General features: G+C 74.4%; 23 protein-coding genes. 13 read left to right on the top strand and 10 right to left on the bottom strand.

Annotated elements, in window-relative coordinates; genetic code table 11:
* Positions 1-151 precede the first annotated feature (151 nt).
* Entirely contained in the window at positions 152-4,330 is a 4,179-nt protein-coding gene (locus tag ACIBQ8_RS08395) for a hypothetical protein (protein WP_397191553.1), read from the top strand.
* A 26-nt stretch (positions 4,331-4,356) separates the two neighbouring features.
* On the opposite strand, the gene ACIBQ8_RS08390 is transcribed toward ACIBQ8_RS08395, so the two are convergent.
* Both ACIBQ8_RS08390 and ACIBQ8_RS08385 read right to left on the bottom strand, forming a co-directional pair.
* Positions 4,357-5,544, bottom strand: coding sequence for an alpha/beta fold hydrolase (locus ACIBQ8_RS08390; RefSeq protein ID WP_397191552.1), 1,188 nt, complete (start codon positions 5,542-5,544; stop codon positions 4,357-4,359).
* 10 nt (positions 5,545-5,554) lie between these two features.
* Positions 5,555-5,845: a hypothetical protein gene (locus ACIBQ8_RS08385; RefSeq protein ID WP_397191551.1), complete on the bottom strand. Its 291-nt coding sequence runs from the start codon at positions 5,843-5,845 to the stop codon at positions 5,555-5,557.
* A gap of 112 nt (positions 5,846-5,957) precedes the next feature.
* On the opposite strand from ACIBQ8_RS08385, the gene ACIBQ8_RS08380 reads away from it, so the two are divergent.
* Positions 5,958-6,935 (top strand): acetylxylan esterase, encoded by a 978-nt coding sequence (locus tag ACIBQ8_RS08380; protein WP_397173737.1) that lies wholly within the window; start codon positions 5,958-5,960, stop codon positions 6,933-6,935.
* A gap of 51 nt (positions 6,936-6,986) precedes the next feature.
* Here the strand turns inward: ACIBQ8_RS08380 and ACIBQ8_RS08375 are convergent, their stop codons facing one another.
* Positions 6,987-7,274 (bottom strand): iron-sulfur cluster biosynthesis family protein, encoded by a 288-nt coding sequence (locus ACIBQ8_RS08375; protein ID WP_352327979.1) that lies wholly within the window; start codon positions 7,272-7,274, stop codon positions 6,987-6,989.
* 117 nt (positions 7,275-7,391) lie between these two features.
* Here ACIBQ8_RS08375 and ACIBQ8_RS08370 point away from each other — a divergent pair, with 117 nt between their 5' ends.
* Entirely contained in the window at positions 7,392-8,783 is a 1,392-nt protein-coding gene (locus ACIBQ8_RS08370) for a methyltransferase domain-containing protein (protein ID WP_397191550.1), read from the top strand.
* Here the strand turns inward: ACIBQ8_RS08370 and ACIBQ8_RS08365 are convergent.
* The gene (locus ACIBQ8_RS08365) at positions 8,780-9,229 is read right to left on the bottom strand and encodes a pyridoxamine 5'-phosphate oxidase family protein (protein ID WP_397173741.1); all 450 of its coding nucleotides are present in this window, start codon (positions 9,227-9,229) and stop codon (positions 8,780-8,782) included. The two genes, ACIBQ8_RS08370 and ACIBQ8_RS08365, sit on opposite strands and share 4 nt — an antisense overlap.
* Positions 9,230-9,411: 182 nt before the next feature.
* On the opposite strand from ACIBQ8_RS08365, the gene ACIBQ8_RS08360 reads away from it, so the two are divergent.
* From ACIBQ8_RS08360 to ACIBQ8_RS08350, 3 genes are all read left to right on the top strand, one after another.
* Positions 9,412-9,957, top strand: a complete 546-nt coding sequence (locus ACIBQ8_RS08360; protein ID WP_397173743.1) for a DUF4142 domain-containing protein — start codon at positions 9,412-9,414, stop codon at positions 9,955-9,957.
* 14 nt (positions 9,958-9,971) lie between these two features.
* Positions 9,972-10,607 (top strand): hypothetical protein, encoded by a 636-nt coding sequence (locus ACIBQ8_RS08355; RefSeq protein ID WP_397191549.1) that lies wholly within the window; start codon positions 9,972-9,974, stop codon positions 10,605-10,607.
* A gap of 105 nt (positions 10,608-10,712) precedes the next feature.
* Entirely contained in the window at positions 10,713-11,618 is a 906-nt protein-coding gene (locus tag ACIBQ8_RS08350; protein WP_397173746.1) for a DUF2382 domain-containing protein, read from the top strand.
* Positions 11,619-11,696: 78 nt separating this feature from the next.
* Here ACIBQ8_RS08350 and ACIBQ8_RS08345 read toward each other — a convergent pair whose 3' ends face one another.
* From ACIBQ8_RS08345 to ACIBQ8_RS08325, 5 genes are all read right to left on the bottom strand, one after another.
* Positions 11,697-12,971 carry a flavin-dependent oxidoreductase gene (locus ACIBQ8_RS08345; protein ID WP_397173748.1) on the bottom strand — a complete coding sequence of 425 codons (1,275 nt, stop codon included), beginning with the start codon at positions 12,969-12,971 and terminating at the stop codon, positions 11,697-11,699.
* Entirely contained in the window at positions 12,968-13,936 is a 969-nt protein-coding gene (locus ACIBQ8_RS08340; protein WP_397173749.1) for an ABC transporter substrate-binding protein, read from the bottom strand. Before ACIBQ8_RS08340 ends, ACIBQ8_RS08345 begins: the two co-directional genes overlap by 4 nt.
* A 91-nt stretch (positions 13,937-14,027) precedes the next feature.
* Positions 14,028-14,792, bottom strand: a complete 765-nt coding sequence (locus tag ACIBQ8_RS08335; protein WP_397191548.1) for an ABC transporter permease — start codon at positions 14,790-14,792, stop codon at positions 14,028-14,030.
* The gene (locus tag ACIBQ8_RS08330; RefSeq protein WP_397191547.1) at positions 14,789-15,583 is read right to left on the bottom strand and encodes an ABC transporter permease; all 795 of its coding nucleotides are present in this window, start codon (positions 15,581-15,583) and stop codon (positions 14,789-14,791) included. Before ACIBQ8_RS08330 ends, ACIBQ8_RS08335 begins: the two co-directional genes overlap by 4 nt.
* Positions 15,584-15,830: 247 nt before the next feature.
* Positions 15,831-17,534, bottom strand: a complete 1,704-nt coding sequence (locus ACIBQ8_RS08325) for an exo-alpha-sialidase (RefSeq protein WP_397191635.1) — start codon at positions 17,532-17,534, stop codon at positions 15,831-15,833.
* Between the two features lie 247 nt (positions 17,535-17,781).
* On the opposite strand from ACIBQ8_RS08325, the gene ACIBQ8_RS08320 reads away from it, so the two are divergent.
* From ACIBQ8_RS08320 to ACIBQ8_RS08300, 5 genes are all read left to right on the top strand, one after another.
* On the top strand, positions 17,782-18,672 hold the full coding sequence (locus ACIBQ8_RS08320; RefSeq protein ID WP_397173754.1) for a hypothetical protein: 891 nt from the start codon (positions 17,782-17,784) through the stop codon (positions 18,670-18,672).
* Positions 18,673-18,741: 69 nt separating this feature from the next.
* Complete coding sequence (locus ACIBQ8_RS08315; protein WP_364337588.1) at positions 18,742-19,002, top strand: hypothetical protein; 261 nt, start codon at positions 18,742-18,744, stop codon at positions 19,000-19,002.
* 46 nt (positions 19,003-19,048) lie between these two features.
* Positions 19,049-20,434: an FAD-binding oxidoreductase gene (locus ACIBQ8_RS08310; protein WP_397173757.1), complete on the top strand. Its 1,386-nt coding sequence runs from the start codon at positions 19,049-19,051 to the stop codon at positions 20,432-20,434.
* Positions 20,435-20,519: 85 nt separating this feature from the next.
* Complete coding sequence (locus ACIBQ8_RS08305) at positions 20,520-22,088, top strand: MFS transporter (RefSeq protein ID WP_397191546.1); 1,569 nt, start codon at positions 20,520-20,522, stop codon at positions 22,086-22,088.
* 25 nt (positions 22,089-22,113) lie between these two features.
* Positions 22,114-23,253 (top strand): FAD-dependent oxidoreductase, encoded by a 1,140-nt coding sequence (locus ACIBQ8_RS08300; RefSeq protein WP_397173761.1) that lies wholly within the window; start codon positions 22,114-22,116, stop codon positions 23,251-23,253.
* A 36-nt stretch (positions 23,254-23,289) separates the two neighbouring features.
* Here the strand turns inward: ACIBQ8_RS08300 and ACIBQ8_RS08295 are convergent, their stop codons facing one another.
* Positions 23,290-23,748, bottom strand: a complete 459-nt coding sequence (locus tag ACIBQ8_RS08295) for an Lrp/AsnC family transcriptional regulator (protein WP_358286255.1) — start codon at positions 23,746-23,748, stop codon at positions 23,290-23,292.
* A 95-nt stretch (positions 23,749-23,843) separates the two neighbouring features.
* On the opposite strand from ACIBQ8_RS08295, the gene ACIBQ8_RS08290 reads away from it, so the two are divergent.
* Both ACIBQ8_RS08290 and ACIBQ8_RS08285 read left to right on the top strand, forming a co-directional pair.
* Complete coding sequence (locus ACIBQ8_RS08290) at positions 23,844-24,740, top strand: LLM class flavin-dependent oxidoreductase (RefSeq protein ID WP_397191545.1); 897 nt, start codon at positions 23,844-23,846, stop codon at positions 24,738-24,740.
* Complete coding sequence (locus tag ACIBQ8_RS08285) at positions 24,727-25,152, top strand: nucleoside deaminase (protein WP_357976749.1); 426 nt, start codon at positions 24,727-24,729, stop codon at positions 25,150-25,152. Before ACIBQ8_RS08290 ends, ACIBQ8_RS08285 begins: the two co-directional genes overlap by 14 nt.
* Positions 25,153-25,362: the final 210 nt, after the last annotated feature.

Below are 25,362 nucleotides of genomic sequence, written 5' to 3'. Positions count from 1 at the left end.
GAAGCAGGGCCGTGCGAAGCGGGGGCGGGGTGGCGGGGGCGGAAACTGGAGTTCCATGTTGCGCCGCGTTTGACGATTAGTGAGGAAATATGGTCATCTCGTGACCATTGTTTCTGATGGGATGAGTTAGACGGGTTCGGGGGAACGCTTCATGCCGCACGCCCTTCTGCGCGTGCTCGCTTCGACGTCCATCGCCGCCACCGCACTGGCAGGTCCGCCCGTCGTCGCAGCCTCCGGTCATGCCTCGGCTGCGCGGGGCGACCAGGCGTCGACGGACGGTCAGGTGATGGCGCGGGCGGTGCCCGCGGTACCGGAGCCGCCGCCTGCCGTGGTGCGGGTTCCGTCCGGGCCGTCGCCCGCCGTGCGGCCGATGGGGAAGGGGCCGGTGGGGCCGGAACGGCTGGAGATCACCACGCCCGCCGGGACGGGTCTCGCCGACGCCGTCGCCGCCCAGGCCACTCGGCGGCAGGAACGGCAGGGGCTCGGACGGCAGGTCCCCGACCCCGCCGCCCTCCTGCCCGACACGACCGGCGCCGCCCCTCTGACCCTCCTGCGCCCGCCCCCGTCCGTCACCGAAGCCCTGGACGCCCTGCACCTGGGGATCCACCCCCCGGCCCGCCCCCAGGGAGGCCGCGCGGCCGGTGGGACTCTGCCGGCGAGGCAAGGGGTGATGTATCGGTTGTGCGTGGTGGGGGTGGAGCGGGCGGTGGCGTGCTCGGCACGCAGGCCCGTGGCCGTGCCCGTCGCCGCGGACGTCACCGGCGACGGCCTCCCCGACCTGGCGGCCGACCTGGTGCCGGCCGCGAACCCCGGGAGCGGGGGCGTCGGGCTCGGGTTCGCGGTCAGGAGCCTGTCCGGGAAGAGGGTCAGGGCGCTGGTCTGGGCCGAGTACGACGGCAAGGTGACCGTCGGGTTCGACGGCCTGCGCGGCGGCGCGTCGCTGTCGGCGCTCGACCGCGGGACGTTCACCATCGACCCGGACGGCCGGACGGTGCGGGCGAGCGTCACGCGCAAGGACCCGGGACCGTCCGCCGTCACCCTGGCGGGGCTGACCGGACGCACGGCGGTGAGCCTGCGCCAGACCCCCGCCACCGAACGCCTCACCGTAGAGGCCACCCTCGACGCACTCACCCCGGCCACCACCCCCGCCAAGCCCGCCAAACGGGCCGCCACCCCCTACAAGCCCGCCGAACCGACCTCCACCCCCTCCAAGCCCGCCAACCCGACCGCCACCACCTCACCGGCGGTCGAGCTGGACGTCAGCGCCTCCCGTCCCGCCAGGCTGGACGCGGTCGCCGTCGCCCCCGGCCGCTACACGCAGGCCGTGCTGGACCGCATGCCCACCCGCGCCCACGTGCGCCTGTCCGGCGGACGGATGCGCTTCACCGCCCCAGCCCCGATCGCCCGCGCCGAGCTGCACAGCCACCTCTACCGCGACGGCCGCCTGGCCACGGCGGCGAGCGCCGAGCTGCGCGAGGTGCCCCGCTCGTTCACCGCCGCCCACGTCGCGTCCGGCGGCGGGCAGAGCCTGACCGTCGAGTCGTCGGGACCCGCGCGCGCGGGCTCGGCCAAGGTGCTCTACTACGACCGGGCCGCGTCCGGGACCGTGCTGCGGGCCGAGCTGAGCGGTCTGCCGGCCCGGGTCCGGCTGGCGAGCGACCCGGCCGCGCACCGCGTCACGCAGACGGCCAGTTCGCCGATCGGCCGGTTCGCCGCGGTCCTGCAACGCGGCGGCGGCGCGATCGCCAGCCCCGCCGGCGGCCACGTCACCCTGGTCAGGAACGGCGACGCCACCGGGGTCTCGGCGCTGCTGTCCGGCGTCGCGGGGTTCGACGTCACGTACGGCGGCGCGCCGCGCGCCCGCCTGGAGGCCAGGGCGAGCGACCGGCCCTTCGTGGCGGCCGGGCTCGACGGGAGGCGGCTGGCCCGCCTGGAGATCTCCAACACGCCCGCCGTGGCCGATCTCGCCCTCGACCCCGCCGCCGGGACGGCCGTCTACCGGGCCGGCGGCGCGATCGACCGCGTCCGGGCGGCCTACGCCGACGTCCGGAATGGGCCGACGATCGACGGCACGGTCCGCGGGGTGCGTGGGGACGTCAGGACCGCGTGGAGGCTGGGCGAGCGCTCGTCGGTCGAGGCCGCCACGTCCGGCCGGATGCGCGGCCTCCGCCTCTACGCGGCCAGGTCGTACGTCACCACCCTCGACGACGCCTCGGCCGGGGACGACGTCCGCGTGGCGGTGGAAGGGGCGCCGAAGCGGGCCGAACTGGCCGCCGACACCGCGGCCGGGACGCTCGCCTGGACCGCCAGCGCCCCCGTGACCAAGGTGTCGGCGCTGGCCCGGATCAGGACGGACGGCCGGCTGCTCAGGGCCGCCGCCGACGTGACCGGCGTCCCGGCCCGCTTCGAGGCCGCCTGGAAGGACGGCGTCTACCGCTTCCGCGGGCTGTCCGGCCCGGTGGGGTCGGCGGCCCTGGCCGTCGCCAACCACGACGGCGCCACGTCCCCCGACGGCCCGCACCTGGCCGCCCACTACGATCGGGCGGGCGGCGACCTGGACGCGAGTGTGCTGGTCAAGGGCCTGTCGCGGGTCGAGCTCAGCCCGTCCGGCCAGGGGTTCCTGGCCCGGTTCCGCGCCGCCCGGCAGCGGCTCGCCGTGGACGCCGACATCGTCCTGGGGGACGTGCGCTTCGGCGTCCTCGGCAGGGTGGGCCCGGTGCCGGGCGACCTGACCGTCGCCGCCACGCCCGAGGGCAGCCTCACCTACTCCGGGTCCCGGCTCGGCGTGACCGCCAGCGCCTGGCTCGGCAGGACCGCCGCGCTGGCCCGCATGCGTCCCGCGCCCGCCGTCGAGGGCGGCCTCTCGCTGGTGGACGGCGGCTGCCCGGCCGGGGGCTGCGGCCAGGGCCCGTTCTGCACGGCGCGACGCGGCTGCTACGGCCTGCAGGGCCACCTCGACGTCACCGGCCTGCCCAGCCAGGTGACGATCGACCCGGCCGGCGGCACGTTCGCCTTCTCCGGTTTCGCGCCCAGGCGCCGGACCCTCGCCCTCCACCTGGACAGCAGCGTGCTCGCGCCGGTGCCGGTCAAGGCGCGGGCCACGTTGACCCGGCTGCCGCCGAGGATCACCCGGATGTCCCTGGGCCCCCTGGACGCCGGGCACGTCGCCTATCGCGTCGAGCCCCCCGCCACGCTGGGCGCGCTCGACGTGCGGGCCGAGGCGGGCGGGCTGCGCGGGCACATCGCCCTCGACCCGGTGCCCGCCGCCGTGGACGTGCGGGGCACGTACGGGGCCAGGACCCGGATCCGGGTACGGAACTCCGCGCCGGTCGGACGCCTGACCGCCGAGGTCACCCTGCCCGGCCGGGGCAGCGGCGGGCTGCGGCTGACCGACGTCCCGGCGGTGCTCGGCCTGGACGCCGACGCCTCGGCCGCCGGGCTGAGCGTCCCCACGCTCACCTACCGGGGCGGCGCGAGCACCCTGGACGGCCGGCTGGCCGTGGACGGCCGCCTGGCGGACCCGTCCGGGCGGCTCGGCGGCGTCTCGCTCGCGGTCGAGGATCTGGCCGCCGACACGACGATCCGCCTCAATCCCGACCAGTCGCTCGACCTGGTCTCGAAACCGGGGCCGACGGGCCGGATCGCGGTGGGCGCGGGGCTGCGCGTGGGCCCGGTCCAGCGGCAGCGGATCGCCGTGTCCAAGCAGGTCCCGTACACCTCGGGGTTCCTCACCTACCAGGTCGGCGGGGACTTCGCGCTCGGCGCGAGCGCGGTGCGGGAGGTGTCACTGGCGGTCCGGCGCGTGTCCTGGCTGCGGGTGCGGCCGGGACGCATCCCGTTCGGGCTCAGGGCGCCGGCCGCGGCCGGGTTCCTCGCGCCCGGCTTCGAGGGCGCCTACGACCGCCTCCGCCTGGCCGCCAAGGGCGTGGACCTGCGGCCGGACGTCTCCCTGCGGGTCAGGCTGAGCAGGCGGATCGGCGCGGACGCCTTCACCGGCTCCCTGCGGCTCACCCGGGCCACCTCGCTCGCGCTGCGCCGCTACGACCAGCGCATGCGCCGCATCGGCGCCCGCCAGGAGATCGCCGCCGCCGGGATCGGGCTCGCCTGCCTCACCGTGGACGCCAGACCCGGCTTCGCCTCCGGCGGCAGGGGCGGCTCGATCACCCTGCGCGGCTCCGACGGCCCGCAGATGGTGTCCTTCCTCGACCCCGGCGGGCAGGCCCCCGACTACGCGGTGGACCTGCTGACCCACTTCATGTCGCCGTTCCCGGACGCGGGATGGAAGGTGGCGGCGGCCACGGCCGGCTCCTGCGCCCGCCCCGCCCGCTGAGCGGGGGCGGGGGCGGGGGGGCGGCGTCACCACGGCCCCCGGTAACCGGGCGGGGGCGTCGCCCCCTCGTACGGCGGCACCGCCCGGCCAGCCAGGAACGCCCGCAGCGTCGCCAGGTACGCCCCCCGCCCCTCGGCGTAGACGAGCCCGGCGCCCGGGATCGCCCGCCGGACGCCCATGGCCGCCGACCAGCTCTCCCCGTCGCACGCCCCCTTGACCACCAGGACGGGCGCCGTGACCCGGGCCAGCCCCTCCCGCATCCCGGGCGGCGACGGCCGCTCCACCAGCCGCGCATACCCGCCCTCCACGCGGGCCGGGGGCGGGGTCGCCCGCGGCGGGGTGCCTGCCGCGCATACGGCGGCGCCCACGGTGCGGGCGTCGAGCTCGGCGTCGCCGGCGAACGCGTGCGCCGCCGCCGGTTCGACCCGCAGCAGCGTGTGGACCGCGAGCATCCTGGGGGTGGGCGGGCCGTCGTCCAGCAGCGTCGCGGCACGGGCCCGGTCGAGGTCGGCGGGGGAGGCGAGCACCGCCCTGGACACCTCGTCCGGATGGGCGGACAGGTAGGCCGCCGCGAGCCGGGCGCCCTCGCCGCGCGCGACCAGGGTCAGGCGGCGGGCGCCGATCGCCTGCCGCACCTGCTCCAGGTCCGCCACGTCGCGGCCCAGCCCGTACGCGGCCGGGTCCGGCAGCCGCGCCGAACGTCCGGAGCCCACCCGGTCGTAGACGTACACCTCGTGGCCGTCGGCGGCCAGCCGCCGGTAGAACGCCGGATCGGCGGCCAGGTCCGCCAGACCGGACGCGCCGGACAGGAAGACCACCGGCTCCGGGCGGGTGACCCGCTTCGGCGCGACCCGTGCGTACGCCAATCGCGACCCCGTCGGCAGCCGCCACTCGCGCTGCCCGGCCACCGGCGACGGGGCGGCGGCCGGCGCCGGCGGCGGGGTCAGCGTCGCGTCCGCGACCCGCCAGACCACCGCCACCTCCACGGCCAGGATCAGCGCGGCCCGTAACCACCGCCCCCAGGCCGCGCCCGGCCGGGGCACGCACAGCAGCAGCCCGAGGTGGAACACCGAGGCGAACACCGCGAGGCCGGTCACCGTGAACACCCCGGACCCCGCGCCCACCATCGCCGTCCCGGCCAGCGCGGCCAGCCCGGCCACGGGCGACAGCGCGAGCACCGCGGCGCCCGCCACCATCCCGGCCAAAGACCTCACAAAGGGGACGCTAGCCCCTGACGGGCGAGTCGAGCGAGCGGCCCAGGCGGATGCGCAGGCGGCCGCCGGTGCGCAGCGTCTCGCGCACGGTCCACACCCGCTCGTCGATGACGGTGCCGTTCGTGGTCATGTATCCGCCGACCCTCAGCACCGGACGGCCCGAGGCGTCGCCGAGAAGCTGGGCCCGCGACTCGGAGTCGTCGGCGAACAGCACGAGGAAGTCCTCGGCGTCCGCGGGGGCCTCCAGCACCAGGCCGGGATAGAGATGGGAGGAGGGAACCTCGATCACGTATTCGATCACGCGAACTCCACTACCCCGCACGCGCGCTTTCAGCTTCCGGCGACGGAGGATAGCGCTTACCTGGACGGATGAGGTGAAATATCAGGGTTGCCTACAGCTTGGAGTCCCCCCGATGCCCTTGTTCGACCTCCCGATCGAGCAACTGCGCGCCTACCTCCCCGACCGCGACGAGCCCGCCGACTTCGACGACTTCTGGTCCCGTACGCTGGCCGAGGCCGAGGCGTTCGACCCGGCCGCCGAGTTCGTGCCCTACGACCTGCCGCTGAGCGGCGTCGACGTCTACGATGTGTCGTTCGCCGGGTGGGGCGGCCACCGCATCAGCGGCTGGTTCATCCTGCCGCGCGGCGTGCGGGAGCCGGTGCCGTGCGTGATGCACTACATCGGTTACAGCGGCGGACGCGGGTTCCCGAAGGACCACCTGCTGTGGCCCGCGGCCGGGTACGCGGTGTTCGTGATGGAGACCCGGGGGCACGGCGGCGCGAGCCCCACCAGCCCCGGCACGACCGGCGACCCGCACGGCAGCGCCAACGTCCAGGCGCCCGGCATGATGACGCGCGGCATCCTCGACCCCGAGGACTACTACTACCGGCGGGTGTTCACCGACGCGGCCAGGGCGGTCGACGTGGCCGCGGCCCACCCGGCGGTGGACGCCGGGCGCATCGTGGTCTCGGGTGGCAGCCAGGGCGGCGCGATCGCGCAGGCCACGGCGGCGTTGCGCCCGTCGGTGCGGGCCGCGCTGGTGGACGTGCCGTTCCTGACGCACTTCCGGCGGGCGGTGGAGATCACCGACCGGGACCCGTACCAGGAGCTGGTGCGCTTCCTGGCCTCCCGCCGGGACGGCGCCGACCAGGTGTTCCGCACGCTGTCGTACTTCGACGGCGTCAACTTCGCCGCCCGCGGCCGGGTGCCCGTGCTGTACTCGGTCGCGCTCATGGACTACGTCTGCCCGCCCTCCACGGTCTTCGCCGCCTACAACCACTGGCAGGGACCGAAGGAGATCACCGTCTGGCCCTGGAACGGGCACGAGGGCGGGGCGGGCTACCAGACCGAGGAGCAGATCCGCTACCTGCACAAGCTCCTGGCCGGCTGACCCGGCGCGGGGCCGCCGTACCGGCGCGAGCACCGGTACGGCGGCTGCCCGTCACACCGCCTGCGGGGTCACCATGAACGACACGCTCCCCTGCGCGTCGGCCCCGGCGTCGAGGGACTTGTCGTCCAGCACGGTCGCGGCCACGGGATCGAGGTAGACCCGCGCGCCCTCGGTCTCCACCACCTCGTCGGCCGGCTCGGGGGCCGTGGCCAGGGAGAGGGTGAGCGAGTTCGCGCCCTCGCCCTGCGAGGAGATGCGGATCCCGCCCTGGGCGGGTTCCGGCGCGGACGCGGTCAGGTCGCGGATCGCCTGTGCTGCGTTGGCTGTCAGGGTGAGCACTACGGCTCCTCCAAACGGTCGACGTACAGAAGTTGCCTGCCATTCCCCTCATCCCGGAGCCCAACCCTTCTTGGCGTTTTCTTTACCGGGAATTCCCGGCCGGTGGACAATCCCTGCATGGACGCCGTCCGGCTCAGGCAGGCCATGGTCGCGCGCCTGCGCGAGCGCCAGGAGCTCCCCGGCGACGTGGCCGACGCGCTCCTCGCGGTGCCGCGCCACCTGTTCCTGCCCGGCGTCGATCCCCGCACCGCCTACCGCGACGTGCCGGTCGTCACCCGGCGGGACGGGCAGGGCCTGCCGGTCAGCTCGTCGTCGCAGCCGTCCGTCATGGCGACCATGCTCGGGCAGCTCGGCGTCGAGCCCGGCCACCGGGTGCTGGAGATCGGCGCGGGGACCGGCTACAACGCGGCGCTGCTGGCGCGTCTGGCCGGGCCCGGGGGGCGGGTGGTGAGCCTCGACCTCGACGCCGGCATCGTCCGGGACGCCCGGCGCAACCTCGCGGACGCCGGGTTCCCGCAGGTCGAGGTGGTGTGCGCGGACGGGGGCGAGGGGTTCGCCGGGGCGGCGCCGTACGACCGGGTGATCGCCGCCGTCGGCGTGTGGGACCTGGCTCCCGCGTGGCTCGACCAGCTCGCGCCGGGCGGGCGGCTGGTGGTGCCGCTCGACCTGCGCGGGGTGCAGGTGTCGGTGGCGCTGGAGCGTTCGGGCGGCCATTGGGCCGGACGTACGGTGGCGCCCTGCGGGTTCATGCGGATGCGGGGGCCGTCCGCCGGGCCGGAGTCGGTGGTGATGCTGCGCCGCGACCCCGACCTGTGGCTGGCGCTCCCGGTGGCGCGCGAGCTGGGCGACCTCGTGACCGCCCTGGAGACCGACCCCGCGAACGTCCCCGTGGCCCTGCCCGATCCGCTCCCGGAACCGCCCCCGGCAGCGGCCCCGGCAGCGGCCCCGACAGCGGGCCCGGCAGCGGGCCCGGCAGCGGGGCGGCGGGATGCGCTCGGGGATGTGGGCGCCGACGTGGCGTTGTGGCTGGCGTTGCACGAGCCGCGCTGGTGCGTGCTCGGCGGCCACCGGCACGGCGGCTACGGCGGCACCTTCGGCCTCACCGACGGCTCCGCCGTCGCCGTGCTCGCCTCCCGCGCCCCCGGGACGCCCGGGGAACGCGACCGCGCCGTTGCCGCCCCGACGGCGGATGGTCCGGGGCGCGCCGAACTGGTGGCCGAGGGGTACGGGCCGGGCGGCGCGGCGCTGGCCGAGGACCTGGCCGCGCACGTCAGGGCGTGGGCCGCCGCCGGCCGCCCGCGCACCCCCGGCCTACGCCTGACCGCCTACCGCAACCCCGCCCCAGAGGCCACCGCCTCAGAGGACCCCGCCCCAGAGGACCCCGCCCCAGAGAGCGCCGTCCCAGAGAGTGCCGCCTCCAAGGGACCCGGGGGGCGAGCCGTCCAGGGGCCGGGGCGGGAGTTCGTCATCGTGAAGCGGCACACCACGCTCGTGCTGGCGTTCGGTTAGACGGTCCACTTCCCGTCGAGCATGAGGTCGCGCCCGGCGAGCTCGTTCACCTCGCGCCACGCCTGCACCAGCACCGGCGTGACCCAGAAGTACGTGTACGGCCCGCGCGACACCCGCGGGTCGAACCCCGTCTTCGCCGCGAACGCATCGCCGATGTCGCCGGGGATCGTGGCGGCCGGCTGGGCGGTCACGGTGCCGTGGATGAGGACGACGTCCCTGGTCAGGCCGAGGCCGAGCCGCACGGTGCCGCCGTCGAGCAGGTTGCGGGCGGTGGGCGTGGCGTCGGCGGTGGAGAGCAGGAGCCGGTGCCCGTCCCACAGGAACGACAGCGGCGTCATGTACGGGCCGCCGTCGCCCGCCGTGGCCACCCAGACGTCGACGTCGTGTTCGAGCCGGTCGAGCGTGTCCTGCCTGCGCTGCTCCGGTGATCGGGCCGGTGGCGTCATCCTGCTCCTCGCGCTTCTCGGCGGTCACGGCGACCGCGTCATGTCCGTCAACATGATGACGGCTCCGGCGGCGGCCCGCGACACCACGGCGAGGGGTGCGACGCGGCGCGCCTGAGGGGGAAGTCGCGGGCGCATGGTTACTCTCTGTGTCGGAGAAGTGTCACCATGTCATAGGAAACCTCATGCGTACTCGTCTGACCATGCTGCTGGCCGCCGCGGCCGTCGTCGCCCTGTCGGGGTGCGGCGAAAGCGCCACAACGAACACCGCGGGGCTGGCGCCGCGGACCGACGCTCAGCCGTCCGAGCAGGACAGGACCTGGATGGCGACCATCCACCAGGGGAACCTGGCCGAGATCGAGGCGGGCCGCCTGGCCGAGAAGAAGGGCACCTCCGACCAGATCAAGTCGATCGGCCGGATGCTCGTCGACGACCACACCCAGTTCGACAAGAAGGTGACCGAGACCGCGAGCCAGCTCGCCATCCAGCTTCCCGCCGCGCCGACCTCCGCCCAGACCGCCATGGCCAAGCGCCTGCAGGACGCCAAGGGCAAGGACTTCGACAAGGAGTTCGTCGCCGGCATGGTCAAGGCCCACAAGACGGCGATCGAGGCCACCAAGGAGGAGATCTCCAAGGGCTCCTCGCCGGCGGTGGTGGCGCTGGCCAAGGCCGCGTCCCCGACGTTGCAGGAGCACCTCAAGGCGCTGAAGAAGGCGCAGGAAGACTACTGACGAGGGCGTCCGCGATGCCCGGCGGCGCGGGCCCGCCGGCCGCGCTCGACTCCTTCGCCCGCGCCGCGGCGCGCGCTCTGGCCGGGCTCCGGCACGGCCGTGCGCTGCACCGGCGCGGGCTGCTCCTGGCGGGCACGCTGACGGTCGAGGCGGCGCCGCTGGGGGAGCCGGGCGAGCACGAGGTGCGGGCCCGGCTGTCCAAGGGTCTGTCCCTGCCGGGCCGGCTGCCCGACGTGCTGGGGCTGGCCGTGCGCCTGCCCAACGGGGTTGACCTGCTGCTGTCCACCGGCGCGGGCCCGGTGCCGGTGCCGCGCCGGACCTTCACGTCGGGGCCGTACTCCAGCCTCACGGCGTACGTGTACGGCACCGGCCTGTACCGGCTGGTCGCCCGGCCCGAGGGGGAGCGCGTGCCCGCCGATCCCGCGCTGCTGCCCGCCGCGCTGGCCCGCGGCCCGCTGCTGTTCCACCTGTGGGCGGGCGGTCGCTACCTGGCCCGCCTGCGCCTGCACACCGCGCTGCCGGGCGAGGACCTGACCTTCGACCCCGTGCTCAACAGCGCCCCCTGCCTGCGCCCGGCCGGATGGACGGCCCGGCTGCGGCGGGCCGCCTACGCGGGCTCCCGGGAGGGCCGCGGCGCGCCTCCGCCGTAGGCCGATCCATGGCAAAGACTGGCCGACCTGTGTGTGCAAATGCGACTCTCTGGGGTATTTGTCCTTTTTGAACCAGGACGAACAATCGGGGGGATCGTCGTGGCTATGCAAACAGAGATCCGGAGCCTGCTCGAGTGCCATGTGATCGGGTCGGACGGACAGTCGATCGGCAAGGTGGGCCAGGTCTACCTCAGTGACCGCACCGGCGAGCCGGAGTGGGTGACCGTGCGCACGGGGTTCTTCGGCATGAAGCAGACCTTCGTGCCGCTGGCCAACGCCCGCCGTTCCGGGGACGAGATCAGGGTCCCCTTCGACAAGGAGATGATCAAGGGCGCGCCCAACATCGACGTGGACGGCCGCCTGTCGCTGGAGGAGGAGGCCGAGCTCTACCGGTACTACGGGATGCAGCCGTCGACCATCCCGTCCCAGCGCTCGCCCGCCGCGGGGGAGCGGCAGGCCCAGCGAGCCACCGGAGAGCCGCGGACGACCGGGGAACCCGGCATGCGCCCGGGCATGACCGGCCAGCCGCCGACCGGCCAGACCGGCCAGACCGGCGCGATGGGCCGGCCGGGCCCGATGCGCGGCCGGGACGTGGGCGACCGCGACATGGACATGACCGCGTCGGAGGAGCAGCTCCACATCGGCAAGGAGAGCCGCGAGAGCGGGCACGTCCGGCTGCGCAAGTACGTCGAGACCGAGAACGTCCAGGAGAGGGTGCCGCTCGCGCACGAGGAGGTCGTGATCGAGCGCGAGCCCATCAGGGACGGCGAGCCCGGCACGTACGAGATCGGCGAGGACGAGCAGCAGATCACCCTGCACGAGGAGCGGCCGGTGATCGGCAAGGAGACCAGGCCGGTCGAGCACATCCGCGTGCACAAGGAGCGCGTCGAGCACGAGGAGACCGTCGAGGGCCAGGTCAGGAGGGAACACCTGGAGGTCGACGAGGACAGCGAGGCGCGCGAGCACACCCGCAACCGCAACCGCGGCGACGACCTCCCGCCCAAGCGGTAGGAGGCCGCGCCCGGTCCCGCGCGGGGGCGCCCACGCGCCCCCGCCTCACCACGCCCATCTCCAGAACGCGTCCGGCGGTCAGGGCGGGCTCTCGGCCCGGCCGGTGTTCAGCGGAACAGGCCCCTGCCCGGTGTCCGGGGGGACCGACCAGCTCGGACGGGCGTTCAGGGTGGCCGGCTCGAAGCCCGCGAGCTGCTTGTAGTGCAGCGCGATCTTCTCCAGCGTGTCCCGGGGGATGACCTCCTCGATGTCGGCGAACCCGTCGGGGGCGCGTTCGTGCGCCAGCCTCAGGACGACCTCGGGCCCGTCCTCGCGGTTGGCCAGCACGATCCGGTTCGTCACCGGCCGCCGCCGGCTCTCGTAGAACTCCAGGCCCTGGCCGGTGGCCAGCGCGTGGGCCAGCACGCGGGCGTCGATGACGGCCTGCGTCCCGCCGTTTGACCCGGTCGGGTACATCGGGTGCGCGGCGTCGCCCATCAGCGTCACCGCGCCCGCCGCCGTCCCCGACGACCAGTACGGCAGCGGGTCACGGTCCACCAGCGGGTACTCGTACGCCTTGTCGGCCGAGGCGATGAGGCCGGGGATGTCGAGGGCGTCGGAGCGCACGTCGGCCACGTGGTGCAGGAACTTGCCGATCTCCACCTCCCGGTTCCAGTCGCCCCGGGGGACGGTCTCGGGGGCCCGGTGCTGGATGGCCCAGTTGACGAGCTGCGTGCCGTCGGGGTCCGGCGGCGCGATCGGGTAGATGACGATCTTCTGGGCGCCGTCGCCCGCCATGATCATGGATCGGCCGGTCAGGAACGGCCGGGCGCGCGACGTGCCGCGCCACAGCACGTGACCGCCCCACAGCGGCTCGCCCTCGCCGGGGAACAGCGCGGCCCGGACGCCGGAGCGGATGCCGTCGGCGCCCACGAGCAGGTCGGCGTCGTGGTCGAGCCCGGTGACGGGGGAGCCGGTCACCACGGCGTCCGGGCCGAGCCGCTCGCGCACGGCGTCGAGGAGCAGGAGCTGCAGCCGGCCGCGGTGGATCGAGTACTGCGGCCAGGCGTGGCCCGCGGCCCGGCCGCGCGGCTCGGTCCAGATGCGCTGCCCGCGCCGGGTGAGGAAGGTCAGGTCGGCGGTTTCGACGCCGACGCGGGCCAGGCGGTCGCCCAGGCCGAGCTCGATCAGCTCGCGCACGGCGTGCGGCAGCAGGTTGATGCCCACGCCGAGCGGCCTGATGTCCTTGACGGCCTCGCGCACGGTCACGTCCGTGATGCCGGCGGCGTGCAGGCTGAGGGCGGCGGTGAGCCCGGCGATGCCCGCCCCGGCGATGACCACCCGCCGCGGGCGCCGTCCCGCGAGGCCCGTCATGAGGAGCCGCCGGGAAGGAGCAGGGCCGAGACGTCGAACGGCGCCTCCAGGTAGCCGTTGCCCTTGAACTCCAGCATGAGGTCGGCCACGCGCTGCAACCGCGCCTTGTCGACGGTGGTGGAGTAGCCGCCCAGCGCCATCAGGTCGGCCGTCGCCTTGTCGATCTTCGTGTACGTCAGCAGCGCCGCCTTGGCCTGGGCCGGGTCGGCGATGGCCAGGTCCACCGCCTTGCGCAGGCCGCGCTGGAAGGCGGCCACCGTGCGCGGATTGTCGGCCGCGAAGCCCTCGGTGGTCAGGTAGCCCGCCATCGGGAAGTCGGCGGTCGCCCCGGTGAACAGGTCCGACAGGCTGCGGGCCCCGCTGGTGGCGGCCGCGGTCTGCCAGAACGGCTCGGGCAGCACGGCGGCGTCCACGTCGCCGTTGGCCAGGGCGCCGGCCATCTGCGGGAAGGGCCGCTCGACGAAGGTGATGTCGGCGGGCGCCACGCCGGCGGGCTTGAGCAGCGCGCTCACGGCCAGGGTGGCGACGTTGCCGAGGGTGTTGACGCCGACCTTCCTGCCCTTGAGGTCGGCCAGCTTCGTGACGGGCGAGTCCTTGCGCGTCATGAGGACGAAGTTGCCGGGCTTGGCCGCGTAGGCGTCGCCGACGACCTTCAACCGGCCCACGCCGCGCGCGGCGGCCAGCATCGCCGAGACGTAGTTGCTGTGCAGGACGTCGAGCCTGCCGCTGATCAGGTCGGGCATCGCGGCGGCCCCGCCCTGGATCACGACGGGCTTGACGGTCAGCCCCTCCGCCGCGAAGAACCCCTTGTCGATGGCGATCTGGACGGGCGCGACCTCGGGAAGGGCCAGCATGCCGAGGTTCAGCACGGCCTTCTCCGGCCCGCCGGACGACGGCCGGGGATCCGCCCCGCCGCACCCGGTCATCGCCAGGGCGAGGGCGACCGCCGCGAGTAACAGACGCATGAATAACGCTCCCGGAGAGTTGAGTTCGTGAACAATGCGTGCCGGGGAAAAGGAACAGCCGTCCGGGAATCTGCTGCATTCCCGGGCGGCTTTATTCGGTCGCGCCATAATGCGCCACCAGCCGGCGTTCCAGCGCCAGAAAAACCTGATTGAGCAGATAACCCAGAACCCCGAGCACGGTGACGGCCGCCCACATGCCCGGCAGGTCGAAGGAGCGCTGGGCGGCGCGCAGCCGGAAGCCGACGCCGTCGGTGGCGAAGAACTCGGCGATCACCATGAGGATCAGCGCCAGCGACAGGCTGAGCCGCAGCCCGGCGAGGATCTTCGGGGCCGCCGCGGGCAGCACGACCCGCAGCAGGCGCTGCCCGGCAGACAGCCGGAAGACCCGCGCGGTGTCCAGGTGCAGCCGGTCCACGTTGCGGGCGCCGTCGGCCGCGTTGACCAGCACCGGCCAGACGATGCCGCACGCGATGGCCGCGACCTGCATGAGCGTGCCGGTCGAGAACAGCGCCAGGAACACGGGCAGCAGCGCGGGCGGCGGCAGCGCCCGGCAGAACTGCACCACCGGGTCCAGGAACCGCGACAGCAGCGGCGAGCGGCCCATGGCGACCCCGGCCGCCACGCCCGCCACGCCGGCCAGCACCCAGCCGGTCAGCAGCCGGCCCAGGCTGTGGGAGAGGTCGTCCAGGGCCGTCCGGGTGACCCACAGCTCGCCCAGGCGCAGCGCGATCGCGGACGGCGGCGGGAAGTAGGGGTTGCCCGCCGCCCTGGTGGCCACCTCCCAGACGGCCACGACGACGGGCACGGCCCACAGCCGCGCCACGGATCCGATCGCCCGCGCCACGGATCCGATCACCGTGCCGCTCCCGTCAGCGTCGTGTGCCAGCGCAGCAGCCGCCGGATGACGCGGGCGAGCAGGGCGTTGGTGAGCAGGCCGAGCGCGCCGGCCCACAGGGTGGCGGCGATGGTCAGCCGCAGGCCGTCCGGGCTGCTCTCGGCCACGATGATGAAGTGGCCGATGCCGTCGGCGCCGGCCAGCAGCTCGGTGCTGACGGCCAGGATCAGGGCGATGGCCGCGGCCACCCGCACGCCGGTCGCCACGAAGGGGGCCGCGCTCGGCAGGCTGACCCGCCACAGGACGGCCGGCGGGCCGAAGCCGAAGGCCCGCAGCGTCTCCTTGGCCAGCGGGTCGACCTCGCGCAGCCCGTACATGGTGTTGAGCAGGACGGGCCAGGTCGCGGCGTAGACGATCATCGCGACCTCCGTCTCCAGGCGGCCGGTGAAGACGAACGCGGCCAGGGGGATGAGCGCCACCGACGGGATGGGCCGCAGGAACTCCAGCACGGGACGCAGGGCCCGCTCGACCGGGGGCAGGCTGCCCAGCAGCAGCCCGGCGGGCACGGCCACCGCCACGGCGGTCGCCAGGCCGAGCGCCCACGCGCCGCAGGTGGCCAGCACGTCGGCAAGGAAGGCGGGGTCGGCGGCGAGCCCGGCGGCGGTGGCCAGGACCGCCGAGGCGAGCGGCAGTTCGAGCTGGGAGACCAGCCCGAGGCGGCCGGCCGCCTCGGCGGCGCACAGCAGCGCGACGGTGCCCGTCACGCCGCACACGACGGCGCTGTCGAAGGGACGGGAGGGGATCAGGCGCACGGCGACGCCTCGGCGCCGGGGAAATGGGGCGGCAATTTATCGGCTCTCCGGAACATCGGTCCGGCCGTTCGTCACCGCGGCAGGCCGGAAGGCGGGCAGAGCGGAACGGAAGTCACAGTAACCGAGCCGCGCGTTTCCGCCCGACGGGAAAAACTCCGGTCAGGAAAAGCCCGCCGGGTCGGGCGTCACATTCTGTGGCGGTCGCGCTGTTTTCGGCCCGGCTGATAACACGGATATTCCGGCCGGGCTACCGCCCGTAGAGTTCGAGCTCGTTGAGCATGCTGCAGGAGTCGCCGATCTCGGCGTCGCAGTCGTCCGTCGGCTCGGTGACGATCATGACGTGCGCGCCGGTGCGGGCCACCGTGTGGTAGCGCATGGCGTAGTCGGTCCGGTCCTCGACGGTGACGACGGGCTCGCCCCAGGAGCGGCCGTCGGCGGAGACGTACACGCGGGCCCCCGCCGCGTGCCCCGGGCGCAGGGCGAGCCCGATCCGGTTGATCGCGTACGGCCGGTCGAGGTGCAGGACGTACCGGCCGGGGCCGGCGGCGACGGCGCCGGACCAGTAGTCGGTGCTGCCGTCGAAGGCGCCCGCCGGGCCGGTGCGCGGCCGGCCGGGGCGGGTCCAGCGCATGTCGGTCTCCACCTTGAGCGCGCCGCGGCGGTACAGGGCGGCCAGGTCGAGCAGGTCGGGGCCGGGGGCGGTGACGGTGAACAGGCGGCGCTTGATCGCGTACCAGCCGCCGTTCTCGAACTTGCCGTGGGCCGGGCAGGCCGTCTCGTTGAGCAGCCCGTCGGGGCGCACGCCGGGCAGCTTGCAGTTGTCGAACACCTGGATCAGCCGGTGCGGGCCGACCGCGGCCACGGCGGTGTAGCCCGAGGAGCCGTGCACGTCCCGCACGCCGTCGCTGTTGCGGTACGTCACCGTCTGCTGCCGCCACTCCTCGCCGATGCCGTCGGGGGCGATCGCCAGCCAGTTGTGCGGACGGCCGGCGCTGAGCACGAGCACGCCGTCCTGCATCAGCAGCAGCCGCGGCGCCACGCCGCGCACCAGGCAGTCCTGGCCGTCGATGCGCACCGGCCGGACCGGCGACCAGGTGCGGCCGCCGTCGGACGAGCGGCTCTGGTGCAGCGTGGAGGGCGGCTCGCCGTCCCTGCGCATGACCGCCAGCAGGGAGCCGTCGAGCGTCTGGGCGAGCGCGGTCTCGTTGTAGACGAACGGCCCTTGGGGAGGGGCGATCACGCCGCGCCTGGCGAAGGTGCGGCCGCCGTCGTCGCTGGCGAACACCTCCGGCTGGTAGGACTCGGTGTCGCCCTGGCGGATGTAGGCCGTGAACAGGATGGTGCCGTCGGCGAGCTGGATCGGCAGGCCGTGCGCGGCCCCGCCGGAGGCGCCGGCGTCCGGCGAGGAGACCGTGGCCTCCCAGCGCACCCAGCCTTCGTCGGAGGCGGAGGCGGAGGACAGCACGCCCAGCTTGGCGGTGCCCGGCCCGGAGCGCCGCAGGTAGTACTCCAGGGCCAGCAGCCGGCCGTCGCGCAGCTCGATCGGCGCCTCGCGCAGCGGCGTGCGGTTGCTCGGGCCGAACGTGACGCCGCCGTCGTCGGAGGTCGCCGACTCGCTGGAGAGGGTGACGACCTTGTCCACGTTGGTGGCGTAGGTGACCAGGAGCTTCCTGACCGGGGCGCCGTCGCGGCCCACCGTGTCCAGCGCCGCCACGCTCGGGAACCCGGCGAAGTCGAGCCGCTGCTCCGAGGACGGCTCGCGCTCGGCGGGCGTCGGGTACGGGTAAATCCACCGCGGTGAGACATCAGTGTCGATCAGGTAAGGCCCCTCCGGAACCGACTTGCCGGTGAACTCCGGAAGACGGCAGAACGTCTCGCCGGCGTGCGTGACCCCGTGGGCCGCGGGCAGCCCGGCGGCCAGGAACACCGCCGCCAGCGCGGCTCTGGGCATCGCCACCGGGGACTCCTTCCTCTCGTGGCCGCCCGCGGGCGGCCGCCTCGCGACGGGCGAGGCCATGCCTTGTCTCTGCCCCCTCCGGCCCCTTGTTTCACCTGCGTCCCAGGGTTGCCAACCGTGGATCCGATAGGTATTCGTTAAGTGTCAGTTGACAGCAACGGGCCGCGACCCGAGGATCAGAGCTGCAGGATTAAGTGTCAATTTACGTAGGAGGGACCTTCGGGTCTGGAGGTGGCCTCAGATGAGCATCGAGCCCAGGGCGCGAGTCGCCCCCGAGCGCGTGCCGCCGGTCTGGGCGGCGGACCCGGCGCCGGTGGCGCCGGAGACGGCGGCGCAGCAGAAGGTCGTCCAGCGCATCTGCGCCAGGGTGGCCCCCGAAGGGGTCGAGGTCGGCGTCGGCGAGCTGCCCCCCGGCGGCCTGCAGGTGTGGATCGACGCCCCCGTACACGTCGACCCGCGCGAGTCATGGGTGCTCCACCACCGCATGGCCCGCGAGGTCAGCCTCGTCGGCTGGCACTGCGAGGCCGACAGCGACCGGCTGCTGGTGCTCGGCTGGAGCGCCGCCTGCCTGCACAACCGCATCAGGCTGCTGCAGAGCGGCCTCAAGCGGCTGTCGGACTTCGAGCACACCGCGCAGCGGGCCGTGCAACTGGAGGGCGAGGACCCGCGGGGCCGCACCGCGGCCGACGTCGCCGCCGCCACCCGCGCCGCCGTCGAGCGGCGGCTGCGCTGGCCGGCCCGGCTTGCCGAGCTCGACGGGTTCGACCGCAGCTCCGGCCTGGCCCACCTGCAACTGCTCCTGGCCCAGGTGGTCGGGCTGGAGTCGAAGGTGGCCGCGGCCTGCGAAGAGCACCTGATCATGGCCCGCGCCCTCGCGTGGTCCGTCTGCGAGCACTACGCCGCCCACGGCGACCTGCCCAGGGCGCAGCGCGAGGTGCTGGCCGAGACCCGCCGGTGGGTGCACGCCAGCTCGATCATCCGCGGCACGGCCGCCGTGCGTCCGGCCGGCACGCCCCGTCCGCACATGGGGCTGACCGAGCGCCGGATCGCCGCCAGCGTCATCAACCACGGCGTGCCGAGGGCGACCCCCACGGCCGTCATCCCCCGCTCCGGCCACCAGGAGAGCACGTGACGACCCACGTGCCGCTCCACGGGCGGCAGCACGCACAACCCGTACGAACCCTGTAGGAGAGCTCCCGTCATGCGAACCCCACCGCATCTGCCCGCGCTCGTCCGGCACGAGTCGTCCGACACCGGACGCACCCGCGCCCGCCGCCACCCCTACGGCCCGCACGACGTGCCCGCACAGGCCGCGCCGCGCGGCTCACTCGACTTCCCCGCCCCCGCCGCCGTCCCGCCCGCGCCCTACGAGGCGTTCACCGAGCAGCGGCTGCGTGAGATCAGGGAGATGTCCACCCAGGCCATCGGCTCCATCGACGACCTCCTCCAGCACACCGCCTGACGTGATATCGCATCCCCCGAGGAGAGCCATGCAGGGACTATCGCGAGTGGATCTGCGGCCGCGTGACGTGGGCGCCCACCGACCGCGTTCGCTGGCGGGCACCGAGACCCCGCACACCCTGGACGAGGTACGCGCCCTCGTCCGCCGGGCCATGGTGAGCAAGAGCCGCCTCTACCCGGTCAGCACCGGCAGGAACTGGGGCATGGGCTCCGCGCTGCCGGTCACCGAGGACAACGTCGTCGTCGACCTCAGCCAGATGAACCGCATCCGCACCCTCGACCTGGAGGCCGGCTACGCCGTCATCGAGCCCGGCGTGACCCAGGCCCAGCTCGCCGAGGCGCTGCGGGACACGCCGTGGATGCTCAACGTCACCGCCTCCTGCGCCGACACCTCCGTCATCGGCAACGCCCTCGAACGCGGCGACGGCTGCTTCCGCTCCCGGGTCCACGACGTGGCCGGGATCGAGGCCGTGCTCGCCGACGGCAGCGTGATCACCACCGGCGGGCTCGACCCCACCGGCGTCTACCACGGCCGGGTCGCCGGGCCCGACCTGACGGCCGCGTTCGTCCAGCACAACGTGGGCGTCGTCACCGCCATGGCCGTCTCGCTGGTGCCGCGCCCGGAGACGATCGGGCTCGTGCACGCGCGCATCCGGCGCGACCAGGTCGGCGCCGCGATCGGCGCGATGACCGGGTTCCTGCGCCGCGGCAACCCCGCCGGCGGGCTCATGCGGCTGCGCGAGCTGGCCCTCGCGCCCGGCCGCGACGACGGCTGGCTGCTGCCGGCGGGCGTGGACACCGGCAAGTTCACCGTCCTCGGGCCGCTGCTCGGCACCGGCGCCACCGTCGAACTGGCCGAGGAGATGCTGCGCAAGGCGCTCATCGAGGTCGAGGGCGGCGAGACGCTGCGCGTGCTCGACGCCGCCGAGGTCGGCCCCGACGACCCGCTCTACACCAGGGCCCTCACCGCCCAGGGCATCCCGACCTGCCAGGGCGTGCGCAACGCGCTCGGCGTCACCTCCTGCGAGCAGATCGACGCCGGCGGCATGGGCTTCCTCGTGCTGCTGCCGCTGATGCCGCTGCACGCCAGGAAGACCGAGCTCATCCTCGACGCCCTCCAGACCGCGGTCGACGCCCACGGCATCGCCCTGATGGTGGAGTGGAACCTGGTCAGCCCGCACATGGCCAACGCCGTCATCCAGATCTTCTTCGACCGGGCCGACGCCGACGCCGCCCGCCGCGCCCACCAGCTGCGCAACGACGCGAGCTGCCTGCTGCGCGACAACGGCTGCGCCATCTACCGCTCCGACATCGACCACGCCGCCGCCGACGTCTGGTCCGAGACCAGCACCGCCAGCCTCGGCATGCTCCACCGGCTCAAGACCGCTCTCGACCCGGACGGCCTGCTCTCTCCCGGCCGCTACGGCGCCTGACCCCCCGAACCGCCCCGCGCCGGTCGCACCCACCGCAGTGTGCCGGCCGGCGGGGAACCTGAGGCTTTCTTGCGAGGAGGACCGAGTGCGTGAGACACCAGTGGCCGTCAGAGGTACCGGCGTGACCCGCCGTCACGCCGTGATGCTGCGGCTGGTCGGCGCGGGCGTGATGCTGACCGTGATGGCCGACACCACGGCCACCACCCTGGCCGTCGGCGTGCTGCGTTACACCCCGGCGGGCGCCGGCATGCCGCTGGGCGACCTGGTCTGGCTGACCAGCGCCGCCTTCATCCCCATCGCCGCGCTGCTGGCCACGGCCGGCCGCTGGGCCGACCTGTTCGGCCGCCGCCGGGTGCTGGCGTTCGGGCTGGTGGTCTTCGTGGCCGGCGGGATCGCCACCGTGGCCGCGTCGTCCTGGTCGTTCGTGCTGGCCGCGCGGGCGGTGCAGGGCGCGGGCGCGGCGGCGATGATCCCGGCCAGCCTCGGGCTGCTGCTCGGCGAGCTGCCCGAGTCCCAGCGCCGGGGCGCGATCGCGCTGTGGAGCTCGGCCTCCGGGCTCGGCTGCCTGCTCATGCAGGCCGGGGGCGGCTGGCTGGCCGCCACCGTCGACTGGCGCGCCCTGTTCGTCCCCGACGTCGTCATCGGCGTCGCGCTGCTGATCGCCTGCGCCGCGCTTCCGTCCGGCAGGCGTACCGCGGCCAAGGGCGTGCCGGACGTGCTCGGCGCCTGGCTGCTGGCCGCCGGGATCGCGGTGATCGTGCTGGCCATCTCCAAGGCCATGGCCTGGGGCATGGACGTCGTGTGGCTGGCCGTCGCGGCCCTGGCGCTGCTCGGCGGCGCGCTGGCCCAGGCCAGGCACCACCGCCTGCCCGCCATCGACCTGGCGTTGTGGCGGCAGCGCAAGTTCGTCTGGGGCTGGCTGGCCACCTGGTTCTTCGGCGCCCTGTCCTACGGGCTGCTCACCGTGCAGCCGCTGTACCTGCTCCACCTCGGCTACCCCATGCTGGAGGTGGCGATGTGGCTGACGCCCACCTCCGTGGCCGTCGTCGTCACCAGCTACCTGGCCGGCAAGCTGCTCAAGCACATCGGCGCGTACGGCCTGATCTACGCCGGCTCCCTGCTCTGCGGCGGCGCGTGCGTGCTCGTGCTGACCCAGTCAGGGCCGACGGTGTGGGGCCTGATCGCCAGCGTCGTGGTCGGCATGGGCGTCGGCGCGCTGGCGCCGGGCACCTCCGTGGCCACCACCCTGGCCGCCCGCCCCAGCCAGTACGCCTCCGCCGTCGGCGCGGCCACCATGGCGCGCATGGTCGGCGGGGCCGTCGGCATCGCCGTGGTGTCCCTCGTCATCGACCACCCGTTCATCCTGACCGGCCCGCTGGCCGGGCTGGCCGGCGCGCTCGCCATGTGCGTGGCCATCTCGGTGTTCATCGGGGCCATCGCACTGACCAAGATCACCCGGCTGCGGACCGACCCGGGCGACGACATGATCAAGGTGCCGCGCCGGCTGCTGCTGGAGCTGCGCATGACCCTCGCCACCGTCGCGGCGGAGGCCGACGCGCTGCTGCCTGTCGAGACCCGCACGACCCCCAGGGATCACATCCCGAGGCCCCGGGCGGCAGAGAGCTCGGAGACCTACGGAACCACGCACGTCTAGTTCAACCTCAAGAAGGGCTCTCGTCATGGCAACCACCTCGTGCGACGTGGCCATCGTCGGCGCCGGGCTCGGCGGCTGTTTCCTCGCACTGCTGCTGCGCCGCCGCGGGCAGCGCGTCGTCGTCATCGAGCAGGGACCTTCGATCCCCAGCGCGGGCGCCGACTTCCTCAAGCCCCCCGGCCTGCGGGTGCTGGCCCGCCACGGGCTGGCCGAGCTCGTCGAGCGCCACGGCCTGCGGCGCGACCTCATCCGCTACTACCACGACGGCGAGCCGATCAGGGAGTGCCGCTTCCCCGACGGGGGCTTCCTCATCCGCCCCTACCGCGAGCTGGTCGAGCTCATCTACGCCTGCTGCGCGATGGAGGGCGTCGAGTTCTGCTTCGACGCCGCCATCGAGCACGTCGAGCGCGACGGCGACCGCATCGAGCTGCTGACGCTGTCCGACGGCAGCCGGCTGCGCGCCGACGTGGTCGTGGGCGCCGACGGCACCAGGTCGGCCGTCCGCCGGGCGCTCGACATCGACCAGGTCACCATGCCCTACGACCGGCTGCTGATGCGGGTGGCCACCGTGCCGCTGAGCGCCAGCGTGGCCCGGCTCAACCGGCTCTACTTCAGCTCCGGCGGCTGGCTCGCCTACCTCTACCCGCTCGACAAGGACCAGGCCAGAGTGTTCGTCGGCCTGCCCCCCGAGCAGGACGACGAGGTCTTCGGCCGGGGCGCCGCCGGCCTGCCCGACCTGCTGAAGGGCTTCGTCACCGACAGCACCGACGCCTTCGCCTCCCTGCAGGCGGCCGCCTGGCAGCCGATCAGGGTCTCGTCGCTGCGGGTGGAGGCGTACCACAGGGGCAATGCCGCGCTGCTCGGCTCGGCGGCCTTCGCCTGCCACCCCATGACCGGCATGGGCATGAGCTACACCCTGTACGACGCCGAGATCCTGGCCGACGTCATCTCCGCGGCCGGCGGCGACCTGCCGCTGCTGGACAAGCTGCTCCAGGCCCGCTACGAGCCGCGCCGGCAGGCCCACCGGCAGCTCATCGACTACGGCGACGCCCTGGCCGCCACGTTCCACGACCGCCGGGCGTACCTGCGGGCCTTCCGCGCCGACCTGCACATCTACGGCGACGAGGCCGCGCCGCGCACCGCTCCGGCGTTGCAGCCGATCTGACCCCGCCGCCCTCCGGGAGGCCCCGGCGCGCCCGCCTCAGAGCCGTGCGGGCGGGGCGGCCGGGCCCCGGTAGGGCAGGGTCTGGCTGTAGACGATGCTGGTCGTGGTGCTGCCGAACCGGGCCAGCTCGTCGATGACGCGTTCGAGGTGGGGCATCGAGCCGGCCGCCACCTTCAGCGTGTAGCAGTCCTCGCCGGTGGTGCGCAGGCATTCGAGGATCTCCGGGCGCTCGCCGAGCAGGCGGCGCAGCGGCTCGTGCCGGCTGCCGGGGTACTTCAGCCGCACGACGGCCAGCACGCCGAACCCGACCTTGCCCAGATCGACCTCCGCCCGGTAGCCGGCGATGACGCCCAGCGCCTCCAGCCGCCTGACCCGCTCGGTCGTCGCCGAGGCGCTGAGGTTGACCCGGCGGCCCAGCTCGGTCAGCGGCAGGCGGCCCTCCCGCTGGAGCTCCGCCAGGATCGCCCAGTCGGTGTCGTCGAGATCCTCGGCCATCCGGCGAATATACCGGCAGATCCACGGCGATCCCCGCCCTACGCCGTGAGCGCGGCCTTCAGCCCGGCGGGACGGCCTGGATAGCCTTCGGTGTCATGAGAATCGGCGTGAACGTACCGAACTTCGGGCCCGGCACCGACCCGGCCACGCTGCGGCGATGGGCGCAGACCGTCGAGGGCCTCGGCTACGACCTGCTGATGATCTCCGACCACGTCGCGATCACGCCCGACGTCGCCGCGCAGTACCCGGGACCCTTCTACGAGCCGTTCACCACGCTGTCCTGGCTGGCCGGGATCACCACGCGGGTCAGGCTCGGCACCTCGGTGCTCATCGTGCCGTACCGGCATCCGCTGGTGACGGCCCGGATGGCGGCCAACCTCGACCGGTTCAGCGGCGGCCGGCTGGTGCTCGGCGTGGGCATCGGCTGGGCGCGGCAGGAGTTCGACGCGCTCGGTGTGCCGTTCGAGCGGCGCGGACGGCTGACCGACGACCACCTGCTGGCCATGCGCGCCGCCTGGTCCGCCACGGACGACTACCGCGCCGGGCCCATCCCGTTCTGGGTCGGCGGCAACGGCGAGGCCGGCCTGCGCCGCGCCGTACGGCTGGGCCAGGCCTGGCACCCCCTGCGCAACACCCTGCCCTGGCTGCGCGAGGCCGCCGGGCGGCTGTCGGACGTCGCCGCCGAGCTCGGCCGCCCGGTGCCCGCGTTCGCGCCCCGCATCCTGCTGCGGCTGACCGCCGAGCCGGTCACCGGCCCCGGCCGCCACGCCGGGGAGGGCACCCTCGACCAGGTCCTGGCCGACCTCGACGCGCTGCGGCGGCTGGGCGCCGACACCGTCGTGCTCGACCCGTTCGCCGGCGACCCCGCCGAGACGCTGCACCCCCAGACGGCCTGGCACGCGCTCGCGGCCGTGGCCGCCCACTGGAACCTCGAATCCCACGACCTCGAATCCCCCGACCCGTCCAAGGAGGACGACGATGACCCCCGATGACGAGACCCTGCTGCGCCGGGCCATCGAGCTGGCCGCCCGCGCCCGCGCGAACGGCGAGGCCCCCTTCGGCTCGCTGCTGGCCGGCCCCGGCGGCGAGGTGCTGGCCGAGGAGCACAACACGGTACTCGGCGACCGCGACATCTCCGCCCACCCGGAGCTGAAGCTCGCCCGCTGGGCCGCCCGCGAGCTGACCCCGGAGGCCGCGGCCGCCACCACCATGTACACCAGCTGCCAGCCGTGCGGCATGTGCGCCGGCGCCATCGAACGCTCCGGCCTCGGCCGCGTGGTCTACGCCCTGTCGAACGAGCAGCTCGCCGGCCTCAAGACCGGCCCCGGCTGGCCGCACGTCCCGCAGGAGGGCCCGGCCCTGTACGCCGAGGCCAGCGCGCCGCTGGAGGGCTACTACCGCTGACCCGCGCGGCCCGGCCGGCGGCCGCCGATGGTAGGGCCTGCCCCACCAACAGGACGGGTGACAGCGGGGGTCCGCCGGAAGGCCGCCGCCGCGATGCTGAGGAGTGATCACGCCCGCCTCACCAGCATCGGAGAGAACCTTGACCGTGGTGGAAACCCCTCGCGCCGCGCCCCGGGGGAGCGACTTCGCGCAACTGTCGCGCCGCATCGC

Origin of the sequence: Nonomuraea sp. NPDC049646 (assembly GCF_044465525.1) — a bacterium.
Lineage (GTDB): Bacteria > Actinomycetota > Actinomycetes > Streptosporangiales > Streptosporangiaceae > Nonomuraea.
Note: the sequence above shows the minus strand (reverse complement) of the source record. Positions and strands in the feature narration are given on the sequence as shown.

What these genes read in the sequence shown, in the direction of transcription:
- ACIBQ8_RS08395 (WP_397191553.1), top strand. Translation starts at nt 152, where the DNA reads ATGCCGCACGCCCTTCTGCGCGTGCTCGCTTCGACGTCCATCGCCGCC.
- ACIBQ8_RS08380 (WP_397173737.1), top strand. Translation starts at nt 5,958, where the DNA reads ATGCCCTTGTTCGACCTCCCGATCGAGCAACTGCGCGCCTACCTCCCC.
- ACIBQ8_RS08370 (WP_397191550.1), top strand. Translation starts at nt 7,392, where the DNA reads ATGGACGCCGTCCGGCTCAGGCAGGCCATGGTCGCGCGCCTGCGCGAG.
- ACIBQ8_RS08365 (WP_397173741.1), bottom strand. Translation starts at nt 9,229, where the DNA reads ATGACGCCACCGGCCCGATCACCGGAGCAGCGCAGGCAGGACACGCTC.
- ACIBQ8_RS08360 (WP_397173743.1), top strand. Translation starts at nt 9,412, where the DNA reads ATGCGTACTCGTCTGACCATGCTGCTGGCCGCCGCGGCCGTCGTCGCC.
- ACIBQ8_RS08355 (WP_397191549.1), top strand. Translation starts at nt 9,972, where the DNA reads ATGCCCGGCGGCGCGGGCCCGCCGGCCGCGCTCGACTCCTTCGCCCGC.
- ACIBQ8_RS08350 (WP_397173746.1), top strand. Translation starts at nt 10,713, where the DNA reads ATGCAAACAGAGATCCGGAGCCTGCTCGAGTGCCATGTGATCGGGTCG.
- ACIBQ8_RS08345 (WP_397173748.1), bottom strand. Translation starts at nt 12,971, where the DNA reads ATGACGGGCCTCGCGGGACGGCGCCCGCGGCGGGTGGTCATCGCCGGG.
- ACIBQ8_RS08340 (WP_397173749.1), bottom strand. Translation starts at nt 13,936, where the DNA reads ATGCGTCTGTTACTCGCGGCGGTCGCCCTCGCCCTGGCGATGACCGGG.
- ACIBQ8_RS08325 (WP_397191635.1), bottom strand. Translation starts at nt 17,534, where the DNA reads ATGCCCAGAGCCGCGCTGGCGGCGGTGTTCCTGGCCGCCGGGCTGCCC.
- ACIBQ8_RS08320 (WP_397173754.1), top strand. Translation starts at nt 17,782, where the DNA reads ATGAGCATCGAGCCCAGGGCGCGAGTCGCCCCCGAGCGCGTGCCGCCG.
- ACIBQ8_RS08315 (WP_364337588.1), top strand. Translation starts at nt 18,742, where the DNA reads ATGCGAACCCCACCGCATCTGCCCGCGCTCGTCCGGCACGAGTCGTCC.
- ACIBQ8_RS08300 (WP_397173761.1), top strand. Translation starts at nt 22,114, where the DNA reads ATGGCAACCACCTCGTGCGACGTGGCCATCGTCGGCGCCGGGCTCGGC.
- ACIBQ8_RS08295 (WP_358286255.1), bottom strand. Translation starts at nt 23,748, where the DNA reads ATGGCCGAGGATCTCGACGACACCGACTGGGCGATCCTGGCGGAGCTC.
- ACIBQ8_RS08290 (WP_397191545.1), top strand. Translation starts at nt 23,844, where the DNA reads ATGAGAATCGGCGTGAACGTACCGAACTTCGGGCCCGGCACCGACCCG.
- ACIBQ8_RS08285 (WP_357976749.1), top strand. Translation starts at nt 24,727, where the DNA reads ATGACCCCCGATGACGAGACCCTGCTGCGCCGGGCCATCGAGCTGGCC.